Here is a 20,026-nt window from a genome sequence, read left to right as displayed (position 1 = left end):
CGCGCCGGCGGGACTTGAAATTTTGCTACAAGGTCTATTTTAAACGGCGAATACCGAAGGTTTCGGTCTTGTCGTAGGAATTTGACGACTCGAAGCGCTTCTTTGTTTTTGCATCGAGGTCGGCGTTGGGTAGGAACTTGCAGTTCAGTTCTGCCTTGTAGATATAGGCGCCGGTACCGACTTCTCGGCCCTGTTGCGAGCGTACACCGCCCTTGGGCGCGTTTACCCATTCCACGAAGAAGGTGACCTTGTTGTTCGTCGAGTAGTACACGTCGGAATCGACGGTGAACGTGCCGGAGAGGCGGTTCACGAAGCTGCCCATGTTCGTGTAGATGGGCAGGCTGTACTTGACCTTCAGGCTCCTCCAGTAGGCGGGCTGGTTCAGGGAGCCTCCGCGCGGGACGGTCAGGTCCATTGTCCACACGACGCCGTTAAGAGGCGTTACGGTGGTATCGATTCCGGTTTGCACGACAGCGCCCTTTTCGATACGGTCGAGCTTGTGGTTGCTCGGGTTAACCACGTAAAGGTTGATCGTCTTGTTGCTCGGGATAAGCGAGGGGTCTGCGGACGATACGGTCGTAATCGGCTTTTGCAGATGGATATCGAACTTGATCTTCGGATTGCCCTCGCCGCCGATGGTCACCTTCGGGTTGTCATCTGCCGGCATGTTGTTGCTCAGGTCCGTAAATGCGCTGGCTGTCTTCGGGGCGAGGTTGATGCGGTCGCCTTCCATGACGGCAATTTCGGCCTCGGGCTTGTATACCGCGTTGATAGTCAGGGACTGGTTCGAGAAGTTCCATCCGGTGAGGTCGATCTTGTGCACGCCTATGCTAGAACGTTCGCGCACATAGAGGATCGCCGCTGAATCTGCGATGATGAGCGGTTCGCTTACGTGGATAATCAGGACTTCGAGGTTGCCCGATGACGAGAGGCTTGCTGAAGTGAATACGGGGCCTGCGAGGTCTTCTGCAATCGAAGACTCGGTCTCGTAGGCGGCACCGCTGCCCAGGTGCTCGGTAACAAGCCCTGCGCCTATAAGGTCCCTGCCTTCCAGGGTGCCTTCGTAGTTGCCGTTAGTGTTGCCGAGGGCGAAAGGTGTCGGCAGGTCGAACGAAGTGGACATCTGGTCGGCGCTCAGTCTGATTTCGGCCTTGCGTACGAAAAGTGTTTCGGGGAAGGCGCTACCGAAGATAATCGAGATGGAGTCCGGATAGTGCTTGGCATCGACTGCCTTCGTGAACTTGATTTCGATATGTTCGGCAAGGCCGTCTTCGTCCTTGTCGGCGATGCTTGCGTAGGTCATGGGTATCGGACGGATCTTCAGGAGCACATCCACGGTTTTCGGAGTGCAGTTGCCGATGCCGTTGCCTGCGAGGTCCTTGATGGTTGCCGTGGGTGAAAGCTGAGCCTTCATGCCCTCCTGCACCAGCGAGCCTCCGCCTGCGTCGAAGTCGATTTCGAATTCCCAGATATTGAGTGCTTCGTTGTAGAGCTTGACTCCCTTCACGTGGGCTGCAATATCGGCCGAATTGATGCGGAGCGGCCATTCGGGCGAGGGCTCCTTGACAGGTTCGCTGAACTGGATGTAGACGAAATCGCTTGTCGCGTCGGACTGGCGTTCCAGTACGGATACCGATATCAGGTCGGGTGAGATGCCGTCCTTGTAGAAGTCGGACGCTTCCTTCTTCCCGGCATTGGTGTTGCTTATGAGCGTAATCGCACCGGAGGGTGCGGTATTCATGGTCGCGTTCGGGATCTTTGCCGCAACAACCAGGTCGCGTTCGTTAAGCGAGATGACGGAATCGCTTGTAAGCGTATCGCCTTCGTATACGAACTTGATGGAGTTGAACGACTGGTTCTCTGCCGCGATGTATTCGTTGGAAAGAGTTATCTGGAACGCATCCGGAATGTCGTCGCAGTTGTTGTCCACCATGATGGCGTTGTCGATAATCGGCCAGGGAGGCAAATCCTCGATGATGAGCGTCGCGATTGCCGGCAGGTAGTTTACCTTGGAGGTGTTGTTGCCGATAGCCTTGAGAATGGTTGTCGTCGCCTTGTCCGAACGGAGGTAGAACACGGCCGTACCGTTGATAATGTCAATCTTTTCGACCGGGGTAGTCGATGTTGCCGACGTGTAGAACTTGGCAAAACCGGATTCCGAGGTGAGCAAGACGCTGAACGGGTCGGTCTTGAGAAGTTCGAAGTTGCTGTCGAGCAACTGTAGATGAACTTCGACCATCTTTCCGGTATAGGCGCGAACGGTGTCTGTCGTGAACTGCAACAGGCGGATTTCCGGTGGCGTGGTGATGGTGTCAACCTCGACGTTGGTGCGGATCACGGCACAGGCGCAGTCGTACTTGTTTGTGGAACTCATGTTTGCGGCGTGGTTGTGCCAGCTGACCCATTCGTAGTAGTTGTTGCCGTATTGCGCCTTGTAAGGGAAGTTGAACGAGAGGGAGTCTTTGCGAGGCGCCGAGGGGAATTCAACGAAATCAATAATCGACAGTGCGTTCATTTCAAAGTCATCTAGGAATCCTGTCGGCGTAACACGGCTGCCGCCGATATAGGCTATGTTGCTGTCGGTAGTTTCTAATGAACTGTGCGGTGTTACAAATGGGCTTGTAAAGTTGAGGCTCACTGTACGCGGCATTTGCGGGCCGTTTTCGGGCGTGTAGTCAGGGCCATAGCCGTAAATGTGCTTGCCGTGGTAGTAAACCACTACATACGGGTCTCTTGTAAAGGCGGGGACCCTTTCGCCCTTTGAGTTGACTTCAATTAGGGTTGTCTCGGAATTGCTGAAGTACGGGGCCTGGGTAAGGTCAATACCTTCAAATTGCTCCGGGTCGTCCTCGGCATTATGCGCAACAAGGGACCATCCTTCGGCAAAGTCCTTGAAGGTTCCTGTCATAAACTTGAGTTGGAACAGCATTTGCCCAGAGACCTTTAGGGTGTCCCCTATGGTAATGGGTATGTAATACTGGTCTTTTTCCAAGGTGGGCGACCCGAATGAGATGCTTTTTATTGAGGTCATCGTTCCTTCGCCGCCCCAGTTTTGGGTGAGGGGTGTCCACGAAATGGGTTGGAAGGTTGAACTCTTGCCAAGGTAGAGGCGAATCTCGAAATCGTGGAACGCCATCGTGTCGTTGTTGGCGATAGAAACAATGAATTCGTGGCAGTCCTTCCAATCGGTACATTCTGCTTGGTAAGAAGTGGGCTTTATGTAAATGTCCAAGTTGGCGTAGGTGGAGTATTGTTCCGTGGTAAAGCTGTAGTAGTTTCCACCGTTATTGTCTGTGGTTGCTCCCGAGGATACGCTAAAGTAGTAGGTGGTGCCTGCGCTCAAGTTTGTAAGCAGGACTTCGTGGAAAAGGACTGCGCCGCCTTCGGCGGGTTGCGATTCGGTAAGATTCGAACTGCTGGTCCCGTAGTTCACGACTCCGTTCAGCCGGTCGCTGCTCCACCAGTAAATCTTGGCGCTGCGGTTGTCTACCTGGCAAATGGTGACGCCGCTGATGGTGGTGTTGAGCGGGGTCATGGTGAACTGGTACCATTGACCGTGATTGTCGTCGGTGCCAATGTTGTGCTTGACGTCCATGCCCTCCAAGAAGAAGTAATAGGTTTGGTTGGGCTCGAGCCCGTCAATGGTCAATGCGCCGCCCTTGCTGGCCGTGGTCTGCGTGACGGATTTTGCAGTACTAGCGTCGGGTGTGGTGTTGTAGAACACCGTGGTGAGGGCGACTTCGTTGACGTCCCAGCTAATGGTGGCCGAGGTATTAGAAATGGGAACTCCGGCAACATTGCTGTACAGGGGCCCTTCGGCATCTTCGGGCAGCGTCTCTGCTAGGCTTTGGGCTGGGATCAAAAGCTGTGCCGAAAAGTCAATGCACGTTTCGGTAACTGTCCAAAATTCCCAAAAATCTTGCAATACGGCGTCGGGGAAGGTGCCGCCCATCAGGGCGCCCAGTGGGCAGGTGTACTTATAGGGCATGCCGCCAGCATTGTATCCGTCGGGGTTGGCAGCACGGTTGTGCGGGTGGTTCAAGTTTTTGTCGCCGGCACCCATCAAGAATGAAACATCCCACGGGTTCGCGCCAAGGCTATAATAAATGTTGTCGAGGGCAAGCTGCTTGTATACTTCCTTTTCTTCACCGGTGGTGATTTCAGAAAGCATAAAGATGGCGTTGGCCGCGCCCAGGTTGTAGCGGTTCAATCCCCAGCCGCTGCTGGTCCATATCAGGTTGTAAGGAGGGACCGCCTTGACCGATCCGAAACGGTTTGTAAATCGCGGAGTGCCCTCGGAACCATCGTCGGTCAAACGACGGAGGCTGTTGGTGGACCGCTGTATTAATGTATCCCTTTCCAGTTCTCCAACGCCGTAACTAGCCGCGGTCTCCTGGTCCTTCAAAATGAGCTTGACAAAAGAGAACAAAACGTGGGCGTGGACGTTTTCGTAGTCCGTCATCCAGCCGCCAGGGTAAAATCCGCTTGTGAGGCCAAGGTAGCCGCCCTTGAAGTAGGGACCTGCGTCGTCGGGCTCGTTGTTGTAACCGTAATTGGTGGAATTGTCGTTGATTGTCAAATCTTTGTACAGGTCGTTTTGGTAGGTGGGGTCGGCGGTGGCGTACCAAAGCGCCAAGGCGGCTGCGGCCGCATTGTCGGTTCTGTTGGTTATGTTGGAGCTTCCGGTATAGAACCCCTTCAAATTGCCGGTTATATTTCGGTAGGATTTTTTGACCACATTTGCGTAGATGTCTTTTGCCGCTTCCAAAAGGGAGTCTGCATAAACCGGGTCAAAAACAAACCAGGCGGCAGCCACTTCGGCGAGGACAGCGGCATACATGCCCGAAACGTTGCCGGCAGAGTCTGCTACATCGCGGTCGGGCCCTCCCTTGGAATGGGGCTGGGCATCCTGCTTTTCGGGCACGTCCCAGTATTCATGGTCCACCTGGTCTACGCCAACCGAGTGGTACATGTCGCCCCTGGCAATCAACCCGTCTGCTTTAGACGCCTTGTACAATTTGAAGATAAAGTCTGCGCCAATCTTGGCTTCGTAAAGCAGGTCAGGGATGCCGTCCGTGATGGCTGTGTCGGCGTAGGAGTTGCCGTAGCGGTCCTCTGCCTTGTCTTGGTAAACCAGGTATGTGGTAATCAAAACGTAGGCTGCAAAGCCCAGGGTCTCTGAAACTTTAAAGTGGTCTCCGCAGTCGTGCCAGCCACCGGTAAGGTCGTGGCCTATTTTAGAGCCGTCCTTCATGTGGCAGGCGGCATGTGTGTGTGATTTTGTATTTCCGCAGCGTTGTGAGCCAAAGAATTGCAGGGAGTATTCCAAAATCGAGTTGAAAATAGACGGGTGAACGTGGAATGTGGCGGAGGTGTCTCCTCCGCAAACCACAAAGTATTCGCCTATGGTCGCCAGTTCGCTAAAATCTGCTTTGTATAGGGCCTCGGTGCCTGCGACAGCGGTTGCGGAGTCTGCCAGGCTGAAAGAATACAAGGTGTTGTCGTTTCCCGCTTTAAGGACTCCCGCCACCCAAAAGTTGGGCTTTGGCGCATTGGCGTCGACTAAGTTGAGATTTTTTGCGGAAATTACGTCTTTTTTTGTATTCGCGTCAACGACCTTGAACGTTTGTGCCGAGGGGTCCGCCACGTAGGCGTACTTGTTGTCTTGTGGCCTGAAACCGGATTGGTTTACTCGAATCGGTCGACGGTTGTAGACGTTCAACGAGTCGAGGTACCTGCGTTCGTGAACCTTGTCGGTACGGTCGATATTGGGTAACTCCGCCATCGCCTGGACGGCGAGGATGTCGCCCAGGACAAATGCTGCCAAAAGAATTTTTTTCAAGTACGTCATTTTCATTGCTTTCCACCTAATACTTTCTTCACCTTACTTACGCTTGGCGCGCTTGAATCCGAAAGTCTTCGTCGTGTTGTCCGTGGTCTTGATGATATCGCCCTTCTTGTAGTTCGAACTTTCTCCCTGTACCGGAGTAGACTCTGCGGTGTAGGTGGCCTTGGAGAGGAAGTCGAATTTCGCAATGTATGCGCCTGTGCCGAGCTTGCGGCCGGTCTTTGTCGTGGGCGCACCATCGGGTGCCATCCATTCCATATTCACGCGCAACACGCCATCTTCTGAGATCATGTCGTAACCGATGTCGTTCATGTTCAGGCGTACGTTCTGCTTGGTAATGAACTGCCCGAGGTTGTCGTAGACATCGACCGAGAACTTGATGTCGAAATCGAAGAGCGGCTGGCCGAGATCGTTGGTCTGCAGGGCCGAAGGCATCGTGATTTCAACAATGAACTGCGGGCCGGCATGCTTGTAGAGGTTCGTGTCCAGGACGATTCCCGTTGCAGAAAGGACGCCGTCCTTGAGAGTCATGAGGGCCTCGTTGCCGCCAGTCTTGATGATTGTTGCACGGAATACTTCGCCTGCGCTGGCCGGAGCGCCCGTATAGGGGACGTCGGCGGAAGGCTTCGTCACGTTGTGCACGAGAACCACGTTGAACTTCGTCTTTTCTGCGGAAGCACCGCCGACAATTACCCACGGGTTCTGTTCGGTGGGGTAGTTGCCAGCCTTGTCCTTGTAGCGGGAAAGTGCCGGGAGCGGCACGAGCCTGATGTAGTCGCCTACGCGTACGGCGCCTTCGGATTCGTCGGAGTAGCCGTAGAATTCCTTCACGTCGTTTCGGGTCGATACGGACTTGGGCTTCAGGTATATGCCTTCCTGCGAGCCGCGCTTGCGCTCGATGTATTCGAGAGAGGAATTGTCGATAGTCTGGAGAGGCTCAGACATGGTGGCTTCGAGGAACTCGTAGGAATTCGATGTGGACTTCGTCGCCTTGATAATGACGGGCGGGCACTTGTCGACTACGAAGTAGAACTTGTCGAAGAATCCGCCTGCGGGTCCGAGTCTCGGTGTCACGTGACCGTAGCCGTCGTACGAACCGCTTGTCGTGCCGAACGGGAATCCGTTTGCAGTCGTGAGCGGAATCGTAATGATGGAAATCGTATCTTGCACCAGGGTGGAATCGTCGGTGACGACACCGGTGAGGGTATCCAGCTGCTGATTGTGCTGCCAGTGTTCCCCGAATTCCATGGTGTGGTTCCAGTCGGCAGGGAGGAAACTCTTGGTGATGTTCTTCATGCCCCATTCCACGACGAAACTGTCGAGCATGTCCTGCGGGCGTAGCTTCTTTTCGAACTTCAGGTAGATTTCGTCAGCGAAACCGTCACCCTCGTTGTCGCGGATTTCGGCAAGCGTGATGGGCACGGGCTTCGGGGTTTCTGCAATCTTCACGCCCTGTGCGCAGGGCGATGCCGGGTCGAGCGCGTTCAGGGCTTCGTCCGTGATGTTCATGCCGCTCTTGATGCTTGCGATTCCGCCAACAGGGATGTAGCTCCCGTTGTCGTTCCCGGTCACCACGAACAGCCAACTCTTGCCGCCGTTGTTTGTGGTTGCCTTGCCCGACACGGAGATGTGGTCGCCGGAGACTCCTTCGATAGAGAGGGGCCATGCTCCCAGGGAGGGTAACATGACAGGCTCGGTGAAGGCGATCATCAGCGTATCTTCGGTGGAGCGCGGTTCCGGATTCTCGAGAATCGTTACGCTCAGGAGCTGTGGCGCGATACCGTCGGTAATCTTCACCACTTCGCGGGAAATCTGCCCCTTCGTGACAAGGAATACGGTTGCGGTTCCGCTGGGTGCTGCCGTTTCAGGTACGTTTACGCCTGTGAGCGGTATCGTAATCTCGTTTAGGCCCTGTATCGGCTGGGGCACAGAAAGTGTCACCGAGTCGCTCATGCCTTCGATAAACACGCGGACGCTGTCCAGCGCGTAGTTCTCGTCGAAGGCATTGGAGAAGGTGATGGTCAACTTGTCGGCGACGTTGTCGCAGTCGCTGTCCTGGGCAAGCACCTGTTTGGGCGCCGGGTACGTGGATTCTGCGTAGAACGACTGCTTCGAGACATCTTCTTCGTCTTCGGGGTCGATATAGATGACCTGGATGGTATCGCCCGCAAAGAACGAAATCTGGCCAGACCCTCGGTTGTTCTTCGGAACTTCAAGTGCGGCGATGGAGGTCTTGCTCTGGAACATGCCAGGGTTGTCGGCAACGGGTTCCATGGCGACCTTGAGGGTATCGCCCTTCTTGTTGTTCACGACGAGCACTTCGATAGTTTGGTTGTACTTTGCCTTGTCCTTGTCGGTCAGGTAGATGTAGAACTGCGTGTTCGCCGGGTCGGCCGGGCTTGCCACCGGGTTGCCGTCCCTATCCTTGATGGTGAGGGCCGATGCGGTAGCGTCGCCCTTGGTGAACTGCACGAAGTACGAACGGTTTACGAAAGCACAGCCTCCGTTTTCGGTACAGGCAGCACAATCGGGGTCAGGCCCTGCGAATACTGTGACGTCGACCTTGTTGCTTCCGATGCCCATCTTAACCGGAATCTTCAAATCCCAGAGGTCGGTAGCGAGGTTGTAGTGCGCAACGATGACGCCATTGCTCATCATGTAGATTTCGCCATCAAGATCCATGCGTTCCAGCGGAACCTGCGTTCCGTTTGCCCAAATCTTCGTGATGTAGCCGCCTTCGGTAATATGGGCGTGGCCGGTCACGAACACGGTGCTGCTCGACTGGTCGATTTCCACATAGCTGCCGTTAGACACGTTGAAGGGCTCGTCGAACGTGACCTCGATCTGGTAGTTCGCGCGCTTCGTTTCCATTTCGCTCTTGGAGGGGCTGTAGCCCCAGACGAATTCGTCCTTGCGGTACACGGCCACGTAGGGGTTCACCGGTGCCACGCCGAAGTCCAGGTCGCCGGCATCCTTGCTGATGCAGGGCATGCCCGGGTAGTCGGCATAGTCGCCGTTGGCCTTGCTGTGCGGCATCCAGCTCCAGTCGCCCGGATTTGCCGTGAGGGTAGCGCCAATCTTGTCCTCGTCGGACACCCAGTACCAGGTACCGTCGGCGTTGCAGTAAAGCTTCTTGTTCTGCGGGGCCACGTCGAGCGGGTCGTCCTGTCCCTGGGCGCGAATGCGTGCTACGAACAGCACGTCCACGCGGAAGCGGCTAGAACTCTTGATGACTGTCGGTCCGAGCGGGATGGGGAAGTACCACTGCCAGGTGCCAGAAGCGGCATCGTAGGTGTCTTCGATCTTTACGGGGCGCACGTGGCGGAACCCTTGGTTGAGAACTTCTAGCGTTGTGGCATCGCAGGCCTTGTTGAAACCGGCTTCGTCGTATGCCTGGCAGATGTCGGTACGGATGGCCACGTCATCGTACAGGTCGTCATCGCCACGCATGAACATGCGCACGGTAAGGCTGTCGAACGCTCTAGCCTCGTTGTTGAAGATGTTCACGTTGATGGCGGGTTTGCTTGCCCAAGAGTACTGGTAGGTGTACACGCTGAAGTCGTACTGCGTCACCGGTGTGGTGAACTTGAGCATGGCGCCTGTTTCTTCGTTCACGTTCGTGTACTGTCCGTTGCTCTCGACGGCGTAGTAGTATGTCGTCTTTTCCTTGAGTCCGCCGATTTTCACATAGTGGAACTTGGTCGGGATTCCCGAGATGTCGGCATTGCCGGCGCCCGTGTTGTGGGCATACTCGTTCGGGTTCGTGTGCGGAATGGTATCCCAGTAGAGCTTGGATTCGTATTCGCCGTTCGGGGTGTACCACATGATTTCGGCACTGTCGGCACTTACGTTACACACGGTTACATTCTTGATTTCGGCGCTTTCGACGGTGTTGAGCGTCGTGAAGCTGAACGGAGTCTGCGTGCTGTCGACCATGAACTTCATGGTGTAGTTTTCTGGGTTGTAGGCGTTATAACCGGTCGCGAAGAAGTAGTATGTGGTGCCCGGCTGCAGGTTCCTCAGGATGAACTCGTGCTGCACGCCGGAGGAGGAATCGTCGGGGACGGCAACCTTGTTCATTTGCGTTGCCTGGTCGCCTGTGCCGTAGTTGATGGATGCCGTGCCGCGGGTATCGAGTTTCACCATCACGATGGCGGAATCCATGCTGACGTGGCGGATTTCCACCTGCATTCCGGGTGCGCGGGTGCGGTCAATCTTCTGGGAGGCGAGGCTTACGCTACTGACGAGGGTTGCGGCTGCGTCAATGCAGACTTCCGACATTTCGTAGTATTCCCAGTTGCGCTGTCCGTTCTTACCCATAGTCACACTGAGTGCAGGGGGAACGCCACCATAGAGGGCGCCTACAGGCGGTTTATACTTGTAGCCTGCGCCCGGCATGTTCTTGCCTTCGGGGTTGGATGCACGGTGGTGCGGGTGGGCGTCGTTCTTGTCGCCGACACCCATGATGAAGGAAACGTCCCACGGGTTCACGCCAAGCAGGTAGTTAAGCTGGTTGATGGCGAACTGCTTTGCCTCGGCCGCTTTCCAGTTCGGGGTTCCCATGTTGGGGAGTGAAATACCCTGCTTTTCGATGTCGGCCGCCACGTCGGCGTATGCCAGCACTTCGAAAATGTCACCAGCGCGGTATCTGTTGTAGATCCATTCCTGGTCCGTGAGCATGGTATACCAGGTCTTGTCGTATGTGACCTGGCTCTGCTTCCAGACATTGGGAACCGTGGGGAATACGAATGTTTCCGGGCTTTCGCCGTAGGCACTCATGTCGCCGAGGTTCGCAATCATGTCCGCGATACAGTCTTCGATGGCGTTCAGCCATTCCGTTTCAGATAGGCCGTATTCGTTTATCGCCTTGTCCTTGTCCTGCAGGATTAGCTTGTAGAGGGCATAGAGCGCGTAGGAATAGGCGTTTGCCCATCCGGTGTTCTTGACATCCTTAAAGAAGCCCTTGTTGTTGGTGACGAACCAACCGCCCTCGAAGAATCCGGCGCCGGTAGCGTATTCCTGGCCCTGCACCATGTTCTTGTTGCGGATCATGTCGTCGGCGTATTCTTTTTCTCCGGTCGCATAGAGGAGTGCCACCGAGGCAAGAGCCATGTCGTCGTAGAATTCGTTGTTGCCGTTATAGGCCGGGCTAGACCAGCCGGCAGCCTTCTTGTTGTGAGTGAAGGTCGCGCCTTGGGCGAGGTCTTTTGCAAACTTGTACATGGCCTTGGCCACCATAAGGCAGCTATCGGCAAAGGGCTTGTCGTATTCGGCATACATCTTGCCGAGGATGGCGAGGCCTGCGGCCGTTTCGCCACCGATGTTCGAGCCGACTTCGCCAAGGCGGACCGTGCGCGAGGCGGGGCCTCCGCGGTCGGTTGCCGATGCAGAGTTGTCGACAGGGAGCTTGTCCTGGTTCTCGGGGCGTCCCCACCAACCGTGGTCACTACCGAAGTTACCTACGGAAAGGGCCATGTCGTCGACGACTCCGTTGGCGCGCTTGTAGGCACGCAGTACAAAGTCGGCGCCGTGCTTAGCTTCGCGGAGCATGTCGGGGATACCGTCGGTATTGACCGTTTCCCCCTGGTTGTAGGCATAAACGTCTTCGTCGGCGTCGGCGTTCGTTGCTGCCATCACGGCAGCCACCATGAAGGCATACATCTGGGTCTGGGATTCCTTCAGGTGGTCTCCGCAGTCGTAGTAGCCGCCTTCAAGCGTTCCGGCAAGGGCTTCATTAAACGGTCCACGGACGTCATCTGCACCTTCGGTAACCGGTCCGCCGCCATCCTTGGTATGGCTTGCCGGGTGGAACCAGGATTCTCCATTACCGCTACGGTTGATGCCGTAGAACTTGAGGGCTGCATCCTTCACCATGGAATACACGTGTTCGCTAATGATGAAGGTGCTCGAAATATTGTTCCCCACCTTGATGCGCAGGCGGGTATTGGTGGGCAGGCTCATGTTGCCGAGTTGGCCTATCTGTATCGTGCCCGACGGGCCATTTATGGTAACGGAATAGCGGTCCTTGTTGTTGGTGGCCGCGTTTGTCCCTGCATTGATTATCCAGGAAGACGATGCGGATTTACCGCTTGAGGTAAAGGTTCCCGTGGCTGCGGGGGAGAGGGAGTTGCCATCGGCATCCACGACTTCGAAGGAGGTGGCGGATCCGACGTAGTAGAACTGCTTCTCGGCGTCACTTTCGAGATAGCCGGCCTGGTTCACGCGGATGGGTGACATGCGGTAGTTCATGGCGTCCAGGTAGGCCTGGTCCAGCGTGTCGGGAATAAATTCGTTGGGGGCGAATGCGGCGGGAGTCCTGTTTTTCGGAATCGGGTTCTTCGGAATCGCGTCGGGGACAAAGTGGTTGAACACGGTGCTGTCCCACGTGAGCGGCCAGACCGGACGAATCAGGTCGTACGGTGTGGGCTGTTCTTGCTCTGCCGCCATGATGCCGACAGTCGCGAGCAGTACTGTAATCCAAGATCTTTTTGCAGGCATGCCGCCTCCTTTAAATAACCTAAAAAACAGGACCCTTGCAAGAGTCCTCGTCAAACCACAATAATCCCAATTATAAAATAGATTTATTATGTTAAATCGTCCCCTCGAAAATGAGGAAAAAACAAAAAAATACGCAATTTCGAGGGGCGTGCAGAGACTGCGCCAAGCATATCACAAAAAAATGCGAAAAAGGGGAAATTCGCACGCCGGAAAGAATTGTGATGTAAAGTGAAATTTACAAACAAGAGTGTGTAAAAACAAACCGCCCCGAGGAGGGCGGCTTGTTTTTGTGTGGATTTGTTAGAGAGAAATCTTGAACGTCCTGCTACCGACCTTCACGATGTACATGCCCTTCGCGCCGGTGTACACCTTCTGGACAATGCCGAGGCTGCGTGTGGTGCGGATTACCTGGCCCAAGTTGTTGTAGACGGTGATTGCCATGCCCTGTGCACCGGAAACTTCGATGTAGTTATCGGCGGTCCTGTAGACGGCGACTGCAGCGAGGCCTGCCGGTTCGGCAGCGATTGCGGTGGTCGAGGAGGAAGAAAGCGGCGGCCACGGGCCGAATCCGCTGCTGGAAGACTGCGGCGGCACGGTGCTAGAAGAGGAGGCTACGCTGCTAGAGGAGGTAACTTCGCTGGAAGAAGACGGAGTAGTTGCTCCACCGGAGATGACGATGTCGCCTGCGTTCGGAACGGCGTCGAAGTAGACATAGCCACCATCGATCTTGGATTCAAGCTTTGCGCCGGCCTGCGTGACTTCTGCCTGAGAGCCGTCGTACTTGACGCGGATGGAAAGCGGGTAGTCGTACTTAGAAACGTTGTCGGCGATGTTGTGCGTGAGCTTAACCGTGATGGTGCCGCTGCCGCTGGCTTCAACCTTGGAGGCTTTGCGTTCCTTGATGTACATGGCGACATGGCCCATCGGGGCAACCCAGATGTCCTTATCGTTCTGCTGGGCCCACTTGAGACCGTCTTCAATGGCGCTGAGCGGCGTGGGCGAGTAGGTAGCGGAACCGTTGTTCTTGTTCTCGAAACCGTGGGTGAGGAATGCGATCCAGCCGCCCTGCTGTACGGCCTTCTGCATGTTGCCCTTGAAGTCGTTCGTGCCGGTGGAACCAGTCATGATGGCGGATGCCATTGTCCAGTCGCTAGGACCGTCCTTGCTCATCATGTCGGGCTGGCTCTGCCAGGAACCGTTGCAGATACGGCCAATGACGTAGTTCTGCTGCACGGCGCTCTTGTTCGGGACGTTGCAGTTCGGATAGGCGACCGTGATGACGCCGTACTTCTGCTGAATCTTGCCTTCAATGCTCTTCTTCGAAGAAGCTTCTTCGCCGCTCATGTTCTGGCCGTGGGTGTTGCTGTGGCTTGCAATTTCGTGACCGTTCTTGGCCATGTTGCCGAAACCGCTCCAGTCGGGGTTCCAGTTCACCACCACGTTGAAGGTTCCCTTATAGCCGTACTTGTCGAACAGCGGACCGCCGTCGCTCACGTGGCTCGGAGCGCCGTCGTCGAACGTGAACGATGCGGCACCCTTGCGGAAACCTGCCCAGGTACCGATTTCGGCAGTCTGGGCAAAAGAAAGCCCAACGCCGAATGTGACGGCAAGGGCTGCGGGTAGGAATTTCTTATCCATATTACTCTCCAATTGTTTGTTCAATAAGGAATTTATATTAATGGTGGGTAGGGGGCTTTCGCGTTGGTCTTTTTCTATTGTAGTCCATTACAACGCGAAAATTGCGATTTTTGCGGAAAAATGGCGTTTTTTGGGGGTGTTGTTAAAAATTTACAGGCACTGCGGGGCACTTTACCCCGGCTTTTCGGCCGGGGGCGGATTTATCTATATTGGGGGGTATGATTTTCGACGAGATTGTGAACGACGCCTACGAGAAACGTGAATATCCGGCACTTTCCGCTTTTTTCTGTGAATGGTCGGGTACGAGGCCGTTTCGGGCTCTCCGTGTATTGGTGGCGACACCCGTATTTCGCAATACGCTGCTGGAATACCGGGCGCTTATCGCGGGCGGTGCCGATCTTGTCGTGGGTGTGGCAGGCGGGATGCCCTGCGACCCGGGAATCGTGGAAGTCTTGCGCGGGAACGGAATCCCTGTAATCGGGTTGCGCGAAGCTCTCGAGATGGAGGCGGCTGGCCGCGGGTTCGACCTGGTTCTGGATTGCGCGGGCCAGTTTTCGGCATGCCATCCGCGTTTCGGGTTCGTGGAACTCACGCGCAGCGGCGTGCAGTTTTACGAGAAGAGCGAACATCCGGTGTATGTTGCCGACAGCGGGATAGTGAAACGCATCGAGACTTGCCTCGGGACGGGCGAGGGCTACGTGCGCGCACTCGCTCAGCTCGGGCACGATTTCTGTTTAGATGCGGATGGCTTAGATTCGGGTCGTGACACTTTAGATTCGGGTACGGACGGCGCGCCTTCCGCCGGCAAGAAGTTTATTGTCTTCGGGAGCGGAAAGGTGGGGCAAGGCATAGTGCTGCAACTGCTGCGCTCCGGTGCAAACGTGCATGTGGTGACGGACTGCTCGCGAGACGCAAACCCGTTCCTCGATGCAAACGACGTTCCGGTCACGGACTGCAACGATCTTGATGCGGTTGCATCGCTCGTGCGCGGTGCCGACTTCGTGGTGACTGCGACCGGCGTGAAGGGGGCGCTCGACCGCCCGCAAATCGTGGAAGCCTTGCTTGCCTCGGGCGCGGTGCTTGCCAACATGGGCGTTGAGGACGAATACGGGCCAGGCGTCCCGGCGAGTCGCGTGCTCGCCGAAAAGAAACCGCTGAACTTTATCCTCGAAGAACCGACGCACCTCAAGTACATCGACGCATCGCTTGCCCTGCATGCCGCGCTCGGGGAACTGCTTTTGCAAGAAGGCGGCGCAGTTTATGGCAAGGCCGGCGCGGGTCGCGAAGCTGTAGCCGCAAATAAAAATGCGGGCCCCATGGATCCGCCAAGCGAATTGGAGCAGCGCATCCTCTCGACGACGATGCAGGATGGCGTTATCGGTCCTGAACTCTGCGAGATGCTCGGCGGGTTGCCGAATGAAAGCGACTAGCAAATGCCTGCATGCTTCACGTGAGCATACACATGGCGAAGCAAAACACTCCGAAAAGGAATGTTGCTATCACGCTCGTCCGGTAGTCGTTGGGGTGGGTCTCCTCGTAATAAAGCTCTGAGAACAGCTTGAAACGCTTGTCGATTATGGCTACGATGCCGAACAAGGTGCACGAACAGAGTGAGGTGATGCCGACTACCATCATGGACCCTCCAGCCACAAAAGGATAGAGAAATCCCGCTACAAAAAGGATGATGCAGAATGCCCTGATGATAAAAGACATCCTGTGGGGAGTATTCTGATAGTCATACTCTAGCTTTTCGGCTTGTTCCTTTAGGAGCTCGTCTATCCGGTCTTCAATGAGCGACCTTTCGTCGGAAGAGTCGTATTCAGGAAGTTCGTTAAGACGTTTTTTCAACTCGTCGAGAGAGAGCTTCTTGACTTCCTTCTCATACGCTTCGATTTCTTCGTCAGAGAGCAGCATAAATTAAACGCAACGGACTGATGAATACTAGTTCTTCTCTTTCTCGAGCTTCACGAAGAACTTCTTCGTCTCGCGGGCGACAATGCCGCTAAGCAATACCAGTGCCACAAGGTTCGGGAAGGCCATGAGCCCGTTGAAGATGTCGGCGCTAGTCCACACCGCACTCACCGTGAGGTAGGGGCCGATGAACACCGCGGCCACGTACACCCAGCGGTAGGCGAGGATGGCGTTCTTCTTGCCGCGCCCGATGAGGTATTCCAGGCAGCGCTCGGAGTAGTAAGCCCACCCGAGGATGGTGGTGAACGCGAAGAACACGAGTGCCACGGTAAGGACGTACGGGGCGATGCTTGCGCCGGCGGGCAGGTTCGTAAGCCCGCGGGTGAATGCTTCCATGGTGATGTTCACGCCCTGCAGGCCGAGTTCCGGAGTCCACGCGCCCGTGACCACGATGGCAAGGCCGGTCATGGAGCAGATGACGATCGTGTCGATGAACGTGCCCGTCATGCTTACGAGACCCTGGCGAACCGGTTCCTTTGTCTTGGCCGCTGCGGCTGCAATCGGGGCCGAGCCGAGGCCCGCCTCGTTACTGAAGATGCCGCGGGCGATACCCTTCTGCATCGCGATGAAGATGGTGCCTACCACGCCGCCTGTGACGGCGCTCGGGTTGAATGCCGCCTGGATGATGGTCTCGATGGCGCCCGAAATCTTCGAGAAGTTGAATCCCAGGATGAGCAGGCAGAAGAGAATGTAGAAGATGGCCATGAACGGCACGATGTAGAGCGAAACCTTCGCGATGCGCTTGAGCCCGCCGATGATGACGCAGGCAGTGAAGCCCGCGCAGAGCAGGCCCGCGATGGCCGTGGAGTAAGAGACCGAGTTGCCGGCGAGGTTGATGAATTCGCCGGTGGGGATGACTGTCGCGACCGCCGAGGTAATGCCGTTCACCTGCGTGATGGTGCCGATGCCGAGAAGGCCCGCAAGCACGCCGAACACGGCGAACAGCACGGCGAGCCACTTGAAGTTGAGCCCGAAACGTTCCTTGATGCCCGTCTCGATGTAGTAGAAGGGGCCGCCCAATACCTTGCCGTCAGTATCGACCTTGCGGTACTTGACCGCGAGCAGGCCTTCGGAGTATTTTGTGGCCATGCCGAAAAAGGCGGCAACTTCCATCCAGAAGAGTGCACCCGGGCCGCCCGTGCCGATGGCGGTCGCGACACCCACGATGTTGCCGGTACCGACCGTGGCCGCAAGTGCCGTGCAGAGTGCGGCGAAACTCGAGACTTCGCCCTCGCCATCCTTTTCGCTGCTCGTCATGTAGCGCAGTGCGTTGCCGAGGTTCGTCACCTGCAGCACGCCAAGACGGCTCGTGAGCAAAATTCCCACGAACAGGATTACGGCGATGAGCGGGATACCCCACACGTAACCGTCGATGGTATCGAGAATAGCGTTTAAAGCTTCCATTTTGAAATCCTTGTAACTCGTTGATAGGCAAAAAGATAGAAAGGTGGTTTTTGTTTGTCAGCGTCATTTTGGAGCGGGGGGCGCCTAAAAAGGGGCTTTTGGGAGGGGTTCGGGATGACAATTTCAAAGAATGTTGCTATAGCATCCTTGGGCTTTTGTAAACTTTTTTCTATATTTGGCCCCAAAAAATCAAGGAGCCAAGATGAGCAAGGATTTGAAAGAAAAGGCCCTCGAATACCACTCCATGGGAAAACCCGGCAAGATTGAAATCGTGCCGACCAAGCCGCACAGCACCCAGACGGACCTGGGCCTCGCTTACACTCCGGGCGTTGCCGCCCCCTGTCTCGAAATCGAGAAGGACAACAACTTGGCCTACGAATATACGGGCAAGGGCAACCTTGTTGCCGTGATTTCTAACGGCACGGCGGTGCTCGGCCTCGGCGATATCGGCGCCCTCGCCGGCAAGCCGGTGATGGAAGGCAAGGCGCTCCTGTTCAAGATTTACGCGGGCATCGACGTCTTCGACATCGAAATCAACGAGAAGGACCCGAAGAAGTTCATCGAAATCGTGAAGGGCATCGCCCCGACGTTCGGCGGCATCAACCTCGAAGATATCAAGGCTCCGGAATGCTTTGAAATCGAAGACACCCTGAAGGCCGAACTCGACATCCCCGTGATGCACGACGACCAGCACGGTACGGCCATCATTTCTTCTGCAGGCCTCCTCAACGCTATTGAAGTTGCGGGCAAGAGCATTCGCGACGTGAAGATGGTGGTGAACGGTGCGGGTGCAGCCGCTTGCGCCTGCACGCGACTCTACCTGTCGCTCGGTCTCAAGAAGGAAAACTTGGTGATGTGCGACAGCAAGGGCGTGATTCGCAAGGACCGCAAGGGCCTTACCGAAGCGAAGGCCTTCTTTGCGACCGACCGCACCGACATCGAGACGCTTGAAGACGCCATGAAGGGCGCCGACGTGTTCGTTGGTCTCTCGAAGGGCAACATCCTCACGCGCGAGATGGTGCGCAGCATGGCCGACCAGCCGATTGTTTTCGCACTCGCGAATCCGACTCCCGAAATCAGCTACGAAGAGGCGATGGCGAGCCGTGGCGACTTGATTTTTGCGACGGGCCGCAGTGACTACCCGAACCAGGTGAACAACGTCATCGGTTTCCCGTACATTTTCCGCGGTGCGCTTGACGTGCGCGCCACCTGCATCAACGAACACATGAAGCATGCCGCCGTGCGTGCGATTGCCGCGCTTGCGCACCAGCCGGTGCCCGACGTGGTGAATATTGCCTACAATGCGCAGCGCTTTACTTTCGGCAAGGAATACTTGATTCCGAAGCCGCTTGACCCGCGCCTGCTTACGGAAGTTTCTATCGCCGTCGCGAAGGCTGCCATCGAGAGCGGTGTGGCCCGCAAGCCGATTACCGACTGGGACGCTTACTACGACAGGCTCCGCGACATGATGGGCTACGACAACAAGCTTATCCGCCAGTTCAGCGATACGGCTCGCAGCAACCCGAAGCGCGTGGTGTTTGCCGAAGGCGACAACCTCAACATGCTCAAGGCCGCCGTGCAGGCGAAGCTCGAAGGTGTCGCTCACCCGATTTTGCTGGGTAATGCCGAACGCATCCAGCTGATGGCGAACAAGGAACAGCTCGACCTTACGGGCATCAAGATTGTGAACCCGCGCTCGCCCGAAGAATTTGAACGTCGCCGCAAGTATGCCGGCATTTATGCCGAAGAGAACGGCCGTAACGGCGTCACCTTCGATGAGGCCCGCGACGACATGTTCGAGCCGAACCACTTCGGCATGATGATGGTGAAGCAAGGCGATGCCGACGCGTTCATTACCGGCGGCTACTCCAAGTACTCCGAGACCATCGAACTTGCGAAGGAAATCATTGGCATCCGTGAGGAATACAAGCACTTCGGTGCCATGCATATCTTGAGCACGCGCAAGGGGACGTTCTTCCTGGCCGATACGCTCGTGAACCGCGATCCCGATGTCGATACGCTCGTGGATATTGCGAAACTCACGCACGATGCCGTCCGCTTCTTCGCTCACGAACCCGTGATGGCGATGCTCAGCTACGCGAATTTCGGTAGCGACAAGGAAGCGGCCCGCGGTACGGCCAACAAGGCCCGCGACGCGGTGAAGATGATTCACGAACAGTTCCCGGACTACGTGCTTGACGGCGAAATGCAGGTGAACGTGGCGCTCGACAAGGAACTGCGCGACACGAAGTACCCCTTCAACAAGCTCAAGGGCCAGACGGTCAACACGCTCATCTTCCCGTGCCTATCTTCGGCAAATACCACTTGCAAGATGCTCCTCGAAATGGGCGTGGGCGAATCCATCGGCCCCGTGCAGATGGGCCTGAACAAGCCGGTGCATTTTACCGACTCCGATGCCTCCGTGCACGACATCTTCAACCTGACGGTTGCCGCCGTAATTGACGCCATCGTGCAGGAAAAGAAAGACGAAGAAAAGAACCGCAAGAAGTTCGACAAGATGTGGTAAGGACTGCGTCTTAATTTCAGCATCCAATACGATGAACTAGCGGTATCCCGTGAGCCGTAAGCGCCTCATCTTAATGAGGCGTGGCGGCGAGAGCGAGTGAGAAACCGGAGGTTCAGCACCTAATACGACGAACGAGCGGT

At 56.0% G+C, this 20,026-nt stretch carries 7 protein-coding genes; 2 read left to right on the top strand and 5 right to left on the bottom strand.

Annotation, left to right across the window (positions count from 1 at the left end; all coding sequences use genetic code 11):
• Window positions 1-34: 34 nt before the first annotated feature.
• From B7994_RS11020 to B7994_RS11010, 3 genes are all read right to left on the bottom strand, one after another.
• Complete coding sequence (locus B7994_RS11020) at window positions 35-5,857, bottom strand: glycoside hydrolase family 9 protein (protein WP_233143182.1); 5,823 nt, start codon at window positions 5,855-5,857, stop codon at window positions 35-37.
• Window positions 5,858-5,884: 27 nt separating this feature from the next.
• Window positions 5,885-12,346 carry a glycoside hydrolase family 9 protein gene (locus B7994_RS11015; protein WP_088638511.1) on the bottom strand — a complete coding sequence of 2,154 codons (6,462 nt, stop codon included), beginning with the start codon at window positions 12,344-12,346 and terminating at the stop codon, window positions 5,885-5,887.
• 300 nt (window positions 12,347-12,646) lie between these two features.
• Entirely contained in the window at window positions 12,647-13,984 is a 1,338-nt protein-coding gene (locus B7994_RS11010) for a polysaccharide deacetylase family protein (protein ID WP_088638510.1), read from the bottom strand.
• A 218-nt stretch (window positions 13,985-14,202) separates the two neighbouring features.
• On the opposite strand from B7994_RS11010, the gene B7994_RS11005 reads away from it, so the two are divergent.
• The gene (locus B7994_RS11005) at window positions 14,203-15,414 is read left to right on the top strand and encodes an NAD(P)-dependent oxidoreductase (RefSeq protein ID WP_088638509.1); all 1,212 of its coding nucleotides are present in this window, start codon (window positions 14,203-14,205) and stop codon (window positions 15,412-15,414) included.
• 16 nt (window positions 15,415-15,430) lie between these two features.
• Here the strand turns inward: B7994_RS11005 and B7994_RS11000 are convergent, their stop codons facing one another.
• Together B7994_RS11000 and B7994_RS10995 are read right to left on the bottom strand one after the other, a co-directional pair.
• Entirely contained in the window at window positions 15,431-15,898 is a 468-nt protein-coding gene (locus B7994_RS11000) for a hypothetical protein (protein ID WP_088638508.1), read from the bottom strand.
• A gap of 27 nt (window positions 15,899-15,925) precedes the next feature.
• Entirely contained in the window at window positions 15,926-17,359 is a 1,434-nt protein-coding gene (locus B7994_RS10995; RefSeq protein WP_088638507.1) for a sodium:alanine symporter family protein, read from the bottom strand.
• A 202-nt stretch (window positions 17,360-17,561) separates the two neighbouring features.
• Between B7994_RS10995 and B7994_RS10990 the strand changes: the two genes are divergently transcribed.
• Window positions 17,562-19,886, top strand: a complete 2,325-nt coding sequence (locus tag B7994_RS10990; RefSeq protein ID WP_088638506.1) for an NADP-dependent malic enzyme — start codon at window positions 17,562-17,564, stop codon at window positions 19,884-19,886.
• Window positions 19,887-20,026 lie beyond the last annotated feature (140 nt).

Source organism: Fibrobacter sp. UWR2 (genome assembly GCF_002210285.1).
Lineage (GTDB): Bacteria > Fibrobacterota > Fibrobacteria > Fibrobacterales > Fibrobacteraceae > Fibrobacter.
The sequence above is the reverse complement of the archived record's forward strand: the minus strand, read 5'-3'. Positions and strand labels throughout refer to the sequence as shown.